Consider the following 13,542-nt stretch of genomic DNA (forward strand, 5'->3'; position numbering starts at 1 on the left):
CGGTGGTGCTCGAATGCGTGTCGGATGAAGTCCTACCGGGCGCACAACCGAGGACGGGTACCGCCACGCGCCACGTGGGCAGCGAGCAATACCGCGTGATGCCGGGTCTATGGTGAGCCGCGTCGTATTCTGCTTGGCGTGGCTGATTCCGTGACTTACGACGAGTCTCCGCGACCACGCGTGCTGCTTCATGGATTCGACGACGATTCGATCGTGGAAGGTCTCGCACCGACCGTTGCGCATCTCGATGCGAATGGGTTGAAGAAGTTCCGTCCAGATAGTTGGGATGCCATCGTCTCTGTCGACACACCCAACGGGCGGGCCGGGCATCTCAGAGTGCTGCAGTTCGGCGGAGCGCCACTATGTTTCAACGATCAACGACGACGCCTCCGGTTGGAACGGACTGTGGGATTCGAAGTCATACTGACGGAGGCTGTCCCGGAGTCGCTGCGAGATGAGCTTAAAGAGGTGGTCAGGTTTGTGCGCGCGGCCCCCCTTCCGCGAGACGTCATCCAAGCAGAGACGGACGCGACTGAATACTTCATCCCGCTTATCACAGACGCTGATGGTCGGGCATTCGCGGCGATCTACAAGCCCGCCGGTCCGATCCCTGTCGTCGAGGAAGTTATCTACCTCCCCGGCGGATTCGCGCCAAGTCGGAGGTGGGTCGCTCTGGCCTTCGAGCGGTGGTCTGAGTCATCTGTAGACGCGTTCCCCGCGGTCGCGGATTGGACTCAACGATCGGAGTGGATGACAACTGATGAGCGAGCCGCACTTGGTGTTGTGGACGATGCTCAGCGCGAGCTCATCCATACCACCGCACGTCTTGAATCGGAATTGGCTGATGCCCGCAAGCTACTGGAAAGCCGGCATGCTGACGCTGATCGCAATGAGCGGCGACTGCTGACCGCTACAGGTGATGACTTGGTGGACGCTGTAGCGGAGGCGTTGCGGCAGCTAGGGTTTGAGGTCGACGACCGCGATGCTCAAGGTGCAAGGCATAAGCTGGAGGATCTGCGAGTGGTGGACGGCGGTTGGCTCGCTCTCGCTGAGGTGAAAGGCTATAACAAGGGCGGATCGACGAGTGATCTACTGAAGTTAAGCCGCTTCGTCCGGACCTACTTCAAGGAGGCTCAGCGCTTTCCGGACGCGAAATGGTATGTCGTTAATCAGCATCGCGTGCGTGATCCGTCGGGTAGACCGGAACTACTCCGTGGCCAGGACGGTGACGTCGAGGAGTTCAGTGCTGATGATGGCTTGGTGCTTGACACCCGTGAATTGTTCACGCTTTTACAGGCGTGTGCGGATGGTCGCATTGATCGGTCAGACGCCCGCGAGTTGCTGAAGTGTGCCCGCGGACGGTTCCAGGCGCCGGCTGTGTAGTGAACAGCTCTGTTGTGGATCTGCGAGAAGATGATCCCGAATCGGGAGATGGAGCAGCGTGATCCGCCCGCTCTAATGCTGCTGCCGCAGCGTTTCTTGGGTAGGCGATGGGCCGGTGAAACAACTTGTACGCCTAGTCTCGGTCCCGTGCCCGTTTCAGGATCGTTCTCCGAACTGCGTCAGGATGGCAAAGCGTATCGAGCAGGTATAGGTAGGGCAGGAACACAAGGTCGTCGGGCATCTCGCCGGTGTGATGCGCAAGCAGACGCTCGGCGACGACGTCTTTCTCGTTTTGAGGTTGCCGAAGCCCACCAAAGCCGTGGGTGGCGTTGCGGTAGAGCTTCAGCAGCATGGCCACGGCTCTCGGTGGCTCCCGATGATGTCCCTGGCCGCTGCCCGGGATTCGTACAACAACGTTCTTGTCGCCCCGCTGTTCACGAAAGAAGAACCCGTCCCGCACTCCGCCAAGAGCTTCAACGGCCCTATCCGCCAGAGGCATCAGCAGCGTGGCAACCACATCCGGCATCTTGCTCCGCACCCGGTCGGCAGTGTCCTTTGCGTGGTCGTACCTGCAGAGCCTGTCGAAATCGCAGTCGATGATTCTGTCCGCGAAGCTATCTAACAGTGTGTTCATGAGGGCGCGCTGCGCAGCATAGTTGCGACTCAGAGTTTGTATCGCGGTAGTAAGTTCGAAGACCTGGCCGAAAGTAAGCAACCAATGTTGGTGTTCGTAGGGGTCGTAGATTCCCTGCTTATTGCTGAAAGTCGTTGGATCGCAGAGATACCCGAACATTTGATTGAGACGGTTAGTCCACCAAGTGATAGCGACTCTGCACGTCTCGGGGGACAGCTCAACTTTCGAGACAGGCTCGTCTCTACCCTCGGCCGGCAGTAACTGCATTGGTTCCATTGGTGTGTGGCGGTATCCTGCGATCCCAGTTCCCAGATTGAAGAGGATCGTCGCTGGGGGGCGCCCGGCGGGGATGCACCAGAATCCCGGAGCGAGGCAGCCGAGCAGCGGGCCGAAGTAGTGGGACGCACTGATGATGCCGTGGAACCATTTTGTCGATGATGCGAAGTAGCCGCCCTCGTCGCCGAGGCCGGCGATTGTGTTAACGGCATCAGTATCTTGGTCGAACCGAAACAGGATGGCAGGAAGCCGGACTCGATGAACGAGCAGGTCTGTTGCGATCAGCAAGTGCGCCGACAGACCAGCGAACAAGAGTTCGTTGGTTGCGCCGACGGCGGCTGTACTGAGCATTGCGCAAGCCTGCTCGACTGCTTCGATCAGTTCCTTGTGAGTCGAACATTTCAGAACGCTGGCCTGGATGCTGTGAAAATGCGCGGCGATGTCTGATTCTCCAGACATGCGCTCGGCAAGTTGTCTGTCCATCTCGGCGAACCTTGCGACGGTCTCGGGGTCGTCGAGATGGGGGGAGGATATCGGCATGTTATTCAGGTGGTCGAAGCGGTTGCTGAACTCGGTGTCGTCGGCTAGGAGGTGATGGCTGATGAATAGCTTGTCGTTGTTCGGCCAGACCTTCCATCGATTGTTACCGAGCGGTCGGCCGTGCAGGCCAAGATAGTCAAGGAAGCCGCGGGGATCCCCGCCGAAGAGCACGCCCGGAAGGACGAGCTCAACCTCTTCCCTTGGCATGTACCCGACTATCCGCCGCTGATGATGTTGCCGCCGGCGCCGCCGAGGGCGCCGAGGGCGACTTGAGAGAAGGCTCCGCTGAGCCACAACGCGGCCCGCTTCAGGTTGTTGCGGTCCTCAGGGTCGCGCGCCTCGTCTTCGCCAGCGTTTTCTAGCGCAGCTACAAGCCGTTCGAGGAGGTTTTCGGGAGTCGGCCACGCACCGGCGACTCGAAGGGCTTCACCAGTTGGCGCCCCGACGTACCAGAATTCACCGTTAGCTTGGACCTGTTTTCCGGCCTCTTGGAGGAAAGGCTGGGCATACAGCGCTCGCAAGGCACGCTGGACATCGGCCTTGGGCATACGCGTTAGGCGGTAGACGTAGTCCACGTCGATGTTGGCCTCCCCGGTCGCCATGAAGATCCTCACGACGGCCTTCAGGACCGGAAGGTCGCGGGTTGTCCAGATGTCGTCCATAGGGGCAGTATCTCCAGGCCGCGTTGTGCGGCGCAGGAAGAACGTACAACAAGCTGAGGTCCTGCCGGGCGCAGCACTTCCTGCGATTCATCCCGGAATCTGACACATTACAGATATTCTGTTATTGTTGGCGAACATAAAGGGGATGCTGTTATGTCTGAACTGCCGGGGAAGAACCCTTACAGGCCTGGTGCGGCAACCGCACCACTGCACCTCGCTGGACGTGATCACCAAATCAACAGATTCAAGAAAATCCTCGGCGGCGCTCCCGAACTTCCAGCCAATCTCCGTCTCACGGGGCTGCGGGGTGTCGGCAAGTCGGTGCTACTGAAGGAGTTGGAAACCACCGCGCAGGGCCAGAACTGGGCGGTGGCTCGACGACAGCTGGAGCCTCGGCACAACACTGAAAGTGAGTTGCGCGATCTAATCGTGGCGGTTGCGTCCGCAACCGAACGGAAGATGTCGCGAACTCGGGCCTTGCGCGCCAAAGTGACCGACGCATGGACCGCGAGCAGGGGGCTTCTGAATGTGACGGTTGAGGACGTCACTTTCAGCCTCGCTGGCGCAAGCAGTGCCGAAACCGAGCTCGCACAGGTTCTATTCAAGACAGTTGAAGCCGCCGTGAAGACAGGTCATGAAGGTTTCGCCCTACTGTTGGATGAGGCTCAAGTAGTCAGAGATGACAAAGACCGCGACGGCGAACATCCACTTTCGATGCTCGTAGCGACCGTCAACGTCATTCAAGAGGCCGGGTTGCCGATCTCGTTGGTGCTCTGCGGCCTGCCTACGCTGCGAGCGAACCTTCAGCGGGCACGGACCTACTCAGAACGAATGTTCAAAGGTGAACATATCGGGGCTCTCGATGGTAATCCCGGACCCGCTCGCGATGCGTTCGTGGTGCCATTGGACGGCACCGTAATCTCGGCAGATGAGGCACTTATCTCGCGGGTGCTCGAAGAAGTCGAGGGATATCCGTTCTTTATCCAGCTATGGGGTGCGGAGTTATGGGAGGCGGCGGCCGCCGCCAGAACCAACCGGTTCACCACTGACATGCTCGCCGCCATTGAGGATGGAATCTATGAGCGCTTAGACGAGGAGTTCTATGTGGGTAGGGTTGAGACCCTAACCCCAGCCGAGCAGGACTTGCTCATGCAATCCGCGAGATGCTCGTACCCGCCATTAAAAACCTCAGATCTTCGGGGCATTAGCTCGAAGAGTGACGCAAACATCAATGTTCTGATGGGCCGTCTGACTGAACAGGGCGTGCTTTATCGAATTCAGAAGGGGCAGTACGAGTACACCGCGCCGAAGTTCGCGGAGTACCTGCGGAGACGCGTCGACGCACTGGGCAAGTAGGCCAACCGGCAACGGCGGGAACACCGTGGCTGAGCAGCATTTCCAAGGCCGTCCCCGTTGTTTCTCGGGTCGTGGATCTGGTGACGGCGGCACATGCACCGGCGGCAAGTGGCAAGTCCCTGCTCGATGGGTGTTCGCTGACGCGATCGATCCCTGAGGCGGTTGTGGCACGCCCATGGTGCCGAAACAGGGCGATGCAAGTGCGCCCGGACCAGTCGTGAGGCCCTTGCTTATTGGGTGCGGAAGGTGCGGAAGGACACGTGGTGGGTGTCCTCGAGCCCGTACCCTCTGCACGATGGGGGAACGATCTCGCTGGAGGAAAGCCGCGCTGATCGCGGCGCCTTTCTTGGTCGTCGGGGCGTGCGTAGCGGCGTTCATACCGCGCGCCGATCCTGACCCGATTGTCGAGGACGGCACCTACGAGGTTGGATGCTTCGGCTGCGAGGTGTCTGCCGGCACATGGGAGACAGTTGGCGAGCACCGCTCCAATGGGATGTGTCTCTGGATCAAGCGCAGCAGCCCGCAGGTGTCGCGGAGTAACGAGCTCGACCGCGGCCAGGTGGAGCCCGGACGGCGGGCGACGGTGGAGTTGAGGAGCGGCGAATGGTTCACGACGATGGGGTGCCGACCGTGGGAGCGGGTCTCGTAGCGGGACGAGAACGGGCCCCCGACCACCCCGTGAGGGCGGCCGGGGCGGATGGGGCATGGCCGGTGGACATCAGGTGAGGCGCGGCCCTAGCGGCCCTAGGCGGGCTTGCGGTACCTGGAGCATTCTTCGTTCCAGCAGAACGGCCCCTCGCGGGTGAGCTCCCGGCCCCGTGGGCTGATCTGCGATTGAAAACTGTGTCAGTTCCGGTCGAAAAGTGAGCAGGTAGTTCCGGTTGAAAAGTGAGCACTTCACCTTTCGATTGGAGAGTGATCACTGTGGAGGATTGGGCGGAGATTCGCCGGCTGTATCGGTCGGAGAAGCTGTCGCAGGCTGCGATCGCGCGGCGGCTGTCCTTGTCGCGAAACACCGTGGCCAAAGCGCTGCAGGCGGATGTACCACCGCGCTATGAGCGAGCGCCGGTGCAGACCTCGGCCTGGGCACAGATCGAACCGGCGGTGCGTGCACTGCTCACCGACTTTCCGACGATGCCGGCGACGGTGATCGCCGAGAGGGTCGGCTGGATTGGTGGGCATTCCTGGTTCGCCGAGAACGTGACCAGGATCCGCCCCGAGTACGCGCCGCCCGATCCGTGCGATCGGTTGGTCCATCTGGCCGGCGAGCAGGTCCAGTGCGACCTGTGGTTCCCCGGCCAGCTGGTTCCCGATCACGCCGGTGTGTTGCGGTCGTTTCCGGTGCTCGTGATGGTCGCTGCCCACTCGCGGTTCATCGCCGCGATGATGATTCCGTCGCGGGTCACCGGGGATCTGCTGGCCGGGATGTGGCAGCTCATCGCCCGCGATATCGGCGGTGTGCCGCGGAGCCTGTTGTGGGACAACGAGTCCGGGATCGGTCAACGCCGCCGCCTAGCTCAAGGGGTGGCCGGGTTCTGTGGGGTGCTGGGCACCCGGCTGATTCAGGCCCGACCCTATGACCCCGAAACCAAGGGGGTGGTGGAGCGGGCCAACGGCTATTTGGATACCTCGTTTCTGCCCGGGCGCACCTTCGCCTCGCCAGAGGATTTCAACGCTCAGCTGCACGACTGGCTGAGCTCGTATGCCAACCGGCGCATCCACGCGGGCACCCGGATGATCCCCGCGGATGCACTGGTCGCGGACCGGGTAGCGATGGCCGGCCTGCCGCCAGTGGCCCCGGTGACCGGCACGACGGTGACCACGCGGCTGGGCCGCGACTACTACGTCAGCCTCGGCGGCAACGCCTACTCGGTGCATCCGGAGGTGATCGGCCGGATGATCACCGTGCGGGCCAGTCTGGACCGAATCATCGCACTGTGCGGTGATCGCGTGGTCGCTGATCATGAACGACTCTGGGGAACAGCAGGATTAGTATCTGAGCCGGAACATGTGGCCGCTGCGGCGGTGCTACGCGAGCAGTTCCGCACCCGCCCGGCTGCCGGCGCTCATCTGGATGTCAGCGTCGAAGTCGCCGATCTGAGTGCCTACGACGCGATCTTCGGAACCGGGGAGGTCGCCTGATGGCCACCACGAAACGCACCCCAGCTCCAGGTGAGGCCGACAAACTGATCGCTCATCAGGCCCGGCTATTGAAGGCCCCACGGATCGCCACGCACTATCACCGACTCGCCGAGCAAGGCCGTGCGTCGAACTGGTCACTCGAGGACTATCTCGGGGCAGTGCTGGCGGTGGAGTCCAATGCCCGTGCTGAATCCGGTGCCCGACAGAGGATCCGATACGCGGGTTTCCCGGCGATCAAGACGATCACTGATTTCGACTTCACCGCCCAACCCGCTGTGGACCGCGCGCAGATCGCTCGACTGGAGGGCGGAGGCTGGCTGGCCGAAGCCCGCAACATCGTCCTGCTGGGCCCGCCGGGCACCGGCAAAACCCACCTGGCGACTGCCCTGGCGATCGCTGCGGCACACGCTGGACATCGGGTCGCTTTCGCCCCGGCCACCGGCTGGATCACCCGCCTTGCCGAAGCGCATCGCATCGACCGCCTCGACGCCGAACTGCGCAAGATCTCCCGATACGGACTCATCGTCATCGACGAGGTCGGCTACATCCCATTCGACACCGAGGCCGCCAACCTGTTCTTCCAACTGGTCTCGACGCGATACGAGAAATCCTCGATCATCCTGACCTCTAACCTGCCGTTTTCGAGGTGGGGACAGGTCTTTGGTGAAGCCACCATCGCCTCGGCAATGATCGACCGGATCGTCCACCACGCCGATGTCATCGCCCTCAAAGGCGCCAGCTACCGCATCAAACACACCCCGATCGAGTCACTGCCCTCCGTAGAAGTCGATCGTCAGGCAGACTCAACCCCGTAAACCTGCTCACTTTTCGACCGGAGCAGGCTGCTCAGGATTCGACCGGAGCCGACAAACTGATCGGCTCTTTGCACGCGCTGCAAATGTCGCCGGTCTCGTAGTACTTCTCTCCCAGGCTCATGGGTTGACGCTATAGAGGGAGATCGACGACTGTCGTCGATCTCGGCGAGTTGGGCTCGGCCCGCTACCCGAGGGGACTGGGTGACGGGCCGAGCGGAGCAAAGGGTCCCATTTCAAATGCGAGCCCTGATTACGTCGAGGCCAACTCGCCAGGAGGAGGACTCGGGCGCACCAATTTCAGTACCGGCGCCAGTGGGCGGTCCTGAAGCATGCCCGCCGCATATCGGCCGAGAACGCCGACGACCGCCGCGACAAGGGGTTCGGGCCACGTCTCGACGGGGTAGGCGTCGAGCTGGTCCGCGAGGACGCTGCGTAGCCGCCAGAGTTCCGCTTCATCTGCGGTGCTCATCGGGCCACCCGCATGATTCGGTCGAGGTGTTCGCGTAGCGCGGTGACGTCGGCCGCGGTCATCTGGTCGACGGCACTGGACACCTCGAGTAGCTGGGTGAGCAGTTGGGTTCGGTTCTCTTTGAGTAGCCAGTCGTGGCGCACTCGCAGGCAGTTGATGCACCACCCGTCTTCGGTCCACCACAAGCCGGTCTCGACGTCGAGGTTCTCATGTTGGGTTTGCTCCGGGTCGGTCATCTGCGTGGGCGCCACGCCCTCGCTCGGAGTCGCGCCTGGGCGAGGTGAGTCGGGCAGCGGGACCATCTCGCCGCACATCGCCGGGAACTGCTTTTGGCCGGCTGCGCGTGCTTGGTCCTCGGCCGACTTCCACCACTTGTGAGTCACGAAGGGGTTGCGCGGGAACTGCGCGAAGTACTCTTCGCGGAGCCGCTCGCGGTCTGGCGGATACTGGCCGTTCCATTGGCCGCCGAGGGCGTAACGCTGGTATTCCTCGGCAAAGTCGCGCAGGTAATCCTCTTCGTGCTCTATGAGCGCGTGTCGGGTTCTGGTGCCGCAGTGCGAGCACTTGAGCGTGCCGGTGTGGAACCAGCCTCGCGGGTCGGAGAACAAGCCGCCGCCCCTGTTCTCGTCAGTCGGACCGAGGGAATAGTTCTTGCTGACGGTGCGAAGTTGTCCGCACGTGCAGCAGAGAGCCTGTTGACGCGGAGTCTCCGGAAGTGGATGCACCATCCGAATGCGCCGCGAGTGCGGATGGTCCAGCGCGTGCCCGCGGCCCCGGTGGCTTCGGCAGGGCTGGCCGGGGTCGGCGTGACAGAACGGGCAGCGGTGGTTGAGGGCGGGGTGAGGTTCGGTGGCTTGCGTTATTTGATTCCCCTCTGCGGTTGCGTCCTGCACCGGGGCCTCTATTGCGCGTTTGTTGCGCAGAGACGACGAAGGCCCGGTGAAAACCGGGCCTGACCTCGCCAAACAATGGTGCGCGATACTGGGATTGAACCAGTGACCTCTTCCGTGTCAGGGAAGCGCTCTCCCGCTGAGCTAATCGCGCCGGTACATACTCGGAGGTGGAGACGGGAATCGAACCCGTGTGCACGGCTTTGCAGGCCGTTGCCTCACCACTCGGCCACTCCACCGCTGGGTTGATGCCACTGCACCTTCGAGCGGATGACGGGATTCGAACCCGCGACCCTCACCTTGGCAAGGTGATGCGCTACCAACTGCGCTACATCCGCGCGCCACGGGCGAGATCGTCGCCCGTCGCGAAGCAGAACGATAGTCCACCCGGTCAGGGGTACACAAATCCCTTGCTCTCCCGCGCGTTGGCGGTCAGAACAGCGTGTAGGCCTGCTGCGACAACGTGAATCCGTGGCCGTCGGAATTCGAGCACCGCATGCCCGACGGTTCGCTGTTGCAGCTCATGCCGCCCCCGGCCTGGAACTGGCCGTATTCCAGGGCAGGGCCACTGCCCAGCGCGGTGTCCCCGGCACAGACGAAACTGGCGGGGCCATAGGGGCCGAGGGAGATGCCCTGCCCGTAGTCGGTGAAGTCCGGGCAGTCGGCCGGGCGTGGAGGAGGCGACCAGTCCCGGGTGGCGATGTCACAGCGGAGCAGGTCCTCGGCCATGATGCAGCCGATGTTGCCGCTCGGGGAGGTGAACCCCACGACCTCGGCCGACGCGGCTGGGGCGCTGAACAATGCGGCTGCCGTCGCTGCGGCGAGCACCAGTGGTTTCATCGGTCGTTGCTCCTGCCAGAAGGACTGAGTCCGAATTGAGTTGCGACGCTTGCCGTAGTGCGCCCGCTTCTCGGACACTACCGGTGAAATGCCTGATAGGCGCGGTGTTGCCGGAGATTGCCACCCGACGGATTCCGGGTTCGAGGGCACTGCGTGTTAGTCTTCTGCCTCGTTCGATTCGTTCGAGTTCCGGTCTCGTAGCTCAGTGGGAGAGCGTCCGCCTCACACGCGGAAGGTCGCTGGTTCGATACCAGCCGGGACCACCACCGGTCGCCGCAGCCCGATGGTCGATTTCTGTCGGCGAACCGTAATTCACCGCCCAGCCCCGAACGGCTCGAGTAGCTGATCGACGGGGGCGTGGTCATCGGTCAGAACCTGCGTCGATCCGATCCAGTCGTGCATCTCGACACCGGCGACCGTCGTCCACCCGATGGCCTGCGCGTCGAGCGCGTCCATGATGGCCTGCAGGTCGATTGCTCGGTCGGCGGCTACCACCACGAAGTTGCCGCCGCGCGCCGAAGTCGGGTCCGCGCTCAGATCGGCGGGTTCGCCCAGCACCGCGACATGGTCGAATACCTCTGTCGCAGTAGCAACTTCGGCGCGGACGAACCCCAGTTCGGCGTGATCGATCAGGTTGGCCACGTAAAGACCGCGGTGGGTGAGCACCCGCCGTACCTCGGTCAACGCCTCCATCGTGGTCAGATGCCAGGGCACACTGACGCCACCGAACGCGTCGCCGACGATCAGGTCTCGGCTGCCGGAATCGAGTCGCTCGAGGCCGCGTCGGCCGTCTTCGACGCGGATGTTGATCCCGGTGCCCGCCAAGTCGCCGAATTCGTCGCGGTCGAGCCTGACCACTCCGCCGTCGATCTCCGAGACCAGGCTGTGGGTTCCGGGCCGGACACTGGCGAGGTAGCGAGGAAAGGTGAGTCCGCCGCCGCCGATGTGGTACGCCGCGAGCGGTCCCCGATCCGGGAATGTCGCCTCGACCGCCGCGGCGATGGCGCGGACGTAGTCGAACTCCAAGACGGTGGGATCGGCGGTGTCGACGTAGGAGTGGCGTAGCCCGTCGAGCATCAGGATGCGTCCGCTGTCCCGGTCCGGGTCGGCGACGACCTGGGCGCAGTGGTACTTGGTTTCGGCGTCGCAGCCCCCCGGTGCGACGGTGCTGGCGAGCGCGCCGATCAGCAACGCAACGACCAACGCGGCGGCTCGGGACCGGACCCACCCCTTCGTCCGCCACTCGACTGCGGCGGCACCGGTCACCAGCAGGACTCCCAGGCCCACCAGGATGGCGCTGACCGGCAGGCGCGAGATCAACACGAATCCGGTGATCACGGTGCCGGCGATGGCGCCCACCGTGCCCACTCCCGACAGCTTGCCGACAACCGTCCCGGTCTCGGCGAGGTTGGACAGCCGGATTTTTGTCACCACCGGCGTGACCGCCGAAAGCAAGGCGCCCGGCGCCAGAATGGCCAGGGAGGCAACCAGGATGAGCAGCGGCGGTGCCCACTCTGCCGCCATCCGCACCAGCGCCGGGCTGAGCGCCACGACGACCCCCGAGACACCCAGTGCCGGCGCGATGAGCCGGCGCGGATCGACACTGTCGGCGAACCGTCCGCCGGCCCATGAACCGAGGGCGATCGCGGCCAGCGCGATGCCGATCACCAGGGTGCTCGTCTCGAGCGTGAGGCCGAGGTAAGGAGCCAGCAGTCGCAGCGCGGCGATCTCGACGACCAGCACCGCCGCCGACGACGCGAACACCAGCACCGCCGCGGTACGGGGCCCCATGATGATCACCGGGGCCGCAGCGGGCGGTGCCGGGACCTGCTCCTCGAAAGGCGACGGCGGCGGTTCTGTCACGTGCTCAATCCTGCCAAGGGGACCGCGGCGCCTCGACAGGTGGCAGCTGGAACGCTCAGCTGTCCGGGACGTTGAACACCAGGCAGAACGTGTGTCCGGCGGGGTCGCGGAACACCCGGAAGTCTTCCTCGCCCTCGGCGCCGGCCACCCGGGTCGCACCCAGCGCAAGCACGTCGCGTTCGGCCTGATCGACGTCGTCGACCTCGATGTCGAGATGAAACTGTTGAGAGCCGCGCGGGTCCGGGAACGTCGGCGGCTCGTGGTCGGGTGAGAGCTGAAACGCCAGTCGGTGACCGGCCGGATCGTCGAGCGTCACCCAGGTTTCGTCCTCGGCGGTCACGCTGCCGCCTATCACCTCGACCCAGAACTCGGCGAGCCCCCTGGGGTCGGTGCAGTCGACGACAACGGTGCGCAACGTTCCGATCATGACCTCCACATTGCCGGGAATGCGGACCGCGAAACAGCCCTCGGCGCGCGCAAGCTCCTGCTCTCCGGTGCCTCCCGAACCCGAACCGCAATTAGCATGGGCCGGTCGTCGGCAGCAGAACCGGCTGGGCTGCGAGACCTTGGTCTGCCGAGATGAGGAGGGCCCATGACCGGAACGTCGAACAGGCGCGAGTTCCTGCGCGGCGGTCTGATCGCACTGGCCGGCTTGGGCGCGGTGGCGTGCGCGGATCGGTTGCCTGCCCGATCGGCAGGGCGGGAGCCGCAGTTCACCGAGTACTACCGGGTGTTCACGGATGTCGAGTACGCCACCCCGGTCGGACGGGCCCACCTGCTGGATGTGTACGTGCCGTTGGAGGCCGCATCTGCGGTGCCCGTGGTGATCTTCCAGATGGGATCGGCCTTCGAGAACGACGACGTCAAAGGAACCGCCGTCCCCGACGACGCTGACGGCATCGCGGACACCCGGGCGAGAGGCATGATCGACGCACCGCAGCTGGCGGTCGAGTGGGCGCCGCAGGGATACGCGGTCGTCGGCTTGAACGTGCGCAGCAGTAGCCAGGCGAATTTCCCCGCGCAGGTGCACGACGTCAAGGCGGCGATCAGATTTCTGCGGGCCCACGCCGCCGAATTCGGCCTGGACCCCGACCGCTTCGCCACAATGGGCAACAGCAGCGGGGGATGGGTGGCGACGATGGCTGCACTGACCTCGGGGGTCGCCGAACTCGAGGGTGACCTCGGTTATCCGGAGCAGTCGAGCGCGGTCAGCGCGGTGATCGATCTGTTCGGCCCGACCGACTTTCTCCAGATGGACGCCCACCGAACGCCCGACGGGCAGGTCCACGACGCCGCGGATTCGCCTGAGTCTGTGTTGATGGGCTTCCCCATTCAGTCCGATCCGCTCGCGGTCGAGAAGGCCAACCCCGCAACCTATGTGCGCGTCGACAGCCCGCCGGCGTTCATCACCCACGGCGCCGCGGACCCGTTGGTGCCCGCCAATCAGTCCGAGATCCTGTTCGAGGCCTACGCCGGTGCCGGGGCGACCGCGACCTTGGTGCAGCTGCCCGGGGTCGGGCACACCGATGCCCATCTGTTCGACCGGGACTACTCACCGGGCCGGGTGGTCCAGCACACCACCGGCGGCATCACGACCAGTGGCACCGAACCCGCTCCGACTTTCGACGCGCTGCGCGACTTCCTGGCCACGCACCTCGGCAGCTGACCGAGC

13 protein-coding genes, 4 tRNA genes and 1 pseudogene are annotated in these 13,542 nt (G+C 63.8%); 7 read left to right on the forward strand and 11 right to left on the reverse strand.

The window, feature by feature from the left end:
* Positions 1-138 precede the first annotated feature (138 nt).
* Entirely contained in the window at positions 139-1,383 is a 1,245-nt protein-coding gene (locus tag G6N53_RS16195) for a hypothetical protein (RefSeq protein WP_163890032.1), read from the forward strand.
* A 133-nt stretch (positions 1,384-1,516) separates the two neighbouring features.
* Here the strand turns inward: G6N53_RS16195 and G6N53_RS16200 are convergent, their stop codons facing one another.
* Together G6N53_RS16200 and G6N53_RS16205 are read right to left on the reverse strand one after the other, a co-directional pair.
* On the reverse strand, positions 1,517-3,040 hold the full coding sequence (locus G6N53_RS16200) for a hypothetical protein (protein WP_163890034.1): 1,524 nt from the start codon (positions 3,038-3,040) through the stop codon (positions 1,517-1,519).
* A gap of 8 nt (positions 3,041-3,048) precedes the next feature.
* The gene (locus G6N53_RS16205; RefSeq protein ID WP_163890036.1) at positions 3,049-3,495 is read right to left on the reverse strand and encodes a hypothetical protein; all 447 of its coding nucleotides are present in this window, start codon (positions 3,493-3,495) and stop codon (positions 3,049-3,051) included.
* 153 nt (positions 3,496-3,648) lie between these two features.
* On the opposite strand from G6N53_RS16205, the gene G6N53_RS16210 reads away from it, so the two are divergent.
* The 4 genes from G6N53_RS16210 to istB all read left to right on the forward strand — a co-directional run bounded on the left by G6N53_RS16210 (position 3,649) and on the right by istB (position 7,808).
* Positions 3,649-4,851, forward strand: coding sequence for an ATP-binding protein (locus G6N53_RS16210; protein ID WP_163890038.1), 1,203 nt, complete (start codon positions 3,649-3,651; stop codon positions 4,849-4,851).
* Positions 4,852-5,146: 295 nt separating this feature from the next.
* Positions 5,147-5,500 (forward strand): Rv1352/Rv1906c domain-containing protein, encoded by a 354-nt coding sequence (locus tag G6N53_RS16215; protein WP_163890040.1) that lies wholly within the window; start codon positions 5,147-5,149, stop codon positions 5,498-5,500.
* 275 nt (positions 5,501-5,775) lie between these two features.
* The gene (istA, locus tag G6N53_RS16220) at positions 5,776-6,993 is read left to right on the forward strand and encodes an IS21 family transposase (protein ID WP_163895952.1); all 1,218 of its coding nucleotides are present in this window, start codon (positions 5,776-5,778) and stop codon (positions 6,991-6,993) included.
* Positions 6,993-7,808, forward strand: coding sequence for an IS21-like element ISMyma9 family helper ATPase IstB (gene istB, locus G6N53_RS16225; protein WP_163890042.1), 816 nt, complete (start codon positions 6,993-6,995; stop codon positions 7,806-7,808). The genes istA and istB overlap by 1 nt, the downstream gene beginning before the upstream one ends.
* 250 nt (positions 7,809-8,058) lie before the next feature.
* Here the strand turns inward: istB and G6N53_RS16230 are convergent, their stop codons facing one another.
* The 7 genes and pseudogenes from G6N53_RS16230 to G6N53_RS16255 form a co-directional block, all read right to left on the reverse strand.
* Positions 8,059-8,277 carry a hypothetical protein gene (locus tag G6N53_RS16230; RefSeq protein ID WP_163890044.1) on the reverse strand — a complete coding sequence of 73 codons (219 nt, stop codon included), beginning with the start codon at positions 8,275-8,277 and terminating at the stop codon, positions 8,059-8,061.
* Complete coding sequence (locus G6N53_RS16235; protein ID WP_163890046.1) at positions 8,274-8,885, reverse strand: hypothetical protein; 612 nt, start codon at positions 8,883-8,885, stop codon at positions 8,274-8,276. The genes G6N53_RS16230 and G6N53_RS16235 overlap by 4 nt, the downstream gene beginning before the upstream one ends.
* Positions 8,886-8,981: 96 nt before the next feature.
* Positions 8,982-9,170 (reverse strand): annotated as a pseudogene (locus G6N53_RS30745) (zinc finger domain-containing protein); the annotation flags it as partial.
* Between the two features lie 76 nt (positions 9,171-9,246).
* A tRNA-Val gene (locus G6N53_RS16240) sits at positions 9,247-9,321 on the reverse strand.
* Between the two features lie 14 nt (positions 9,322-9,335).
* Positions 9,336-9,406, reverse strand: a tRNA-Cys gene (locus G6N53_RS16245).
* A gap of 26 nt (positions 9,407-9,432) precedes the next feature.
* Positions 9,433-9,505: transfer RNA gene (locus G6N53_RS16250), tRNA-Gly, on the reverse strand.
* Positions 9,506-9,599: 94 nt separating this feature from the next.
* Positions 9,600-10,007, reverse strand: a complete 408-nt coding sequence (locus G6N53_RS16255; RefSeq protein ID WP_163890048.1) for a DUF6636 domain-containing protein — start codon at positions 10,005-10,007, stop codon at positions 9,600-9,602.
* A gap of 191 nt (positions 10,008-10,198) precedes the next feature.
* Between G6N53_RS16255 and G6N53_RS16260 the strand changes: the two genes are divergently transcribed.
* Positions 10,199-10,273: transfer RNA gene (locus G6N53_RS16260), tRNA-Val, on the forward strand.
* A gap of 46 nt (positions 10,274-10,319) precedes the next feature.
* Here G6N53_RS16260 and G6N53_RS16265 read toward each other — a convergent pair.
* Together G6N53_RS16265 and G6N53_RS16270 are read right to left on the reverse strand one after the other, a co-directional pair.
* Positions 10,320-11,870: a fused MFS/spermidine synthase gene (locus G6N53_RS16265; RefSeq protein ID WP_237166537.1), complete on the reverse strand. Its 1,551-nt coding sequence runs from the start codon at positions 11,868-11,870 to the stop codon at positions 10,320-10,322.
* Between the two features lie 55 nt (positions 11,871-11,925).
* Entirely contained in the window at positions 11,926-12,297 is a 372-nt protein-coding gene (locus tag G6N53_RS16270; RefSeq protein ID WP_163890051.1) for a VOC family protein, read from the reverse strand.
* A gap of 165 nt (positions 12,298-12,462) precedes the next feature.
* On the opposite strand from G6N53_RS16270, the gene G6N53_RS16275 reads away from it, so the two are divergent.
* Entirely contained in the window at positions 12,463-13,536 is a 1,074-nt protein-coding gene (locus tag G6N53_RS16275) for an alpha/beta hydrolase (protein WP_163890053.1), read from the forward strand.
* Positions 13,537-13,542 lie beyond the last annotated feature (6 nt).

This window comes from Mycolicibacterium hippocampi (genome assembly GCF_010723735.1).
Lineage (GTDB): Bacteria > Actinomycetota > Actinomycetes > Mycobacteriales > Mycobacteriaceae > Mycobacterium > Mycobacterium hippocampi.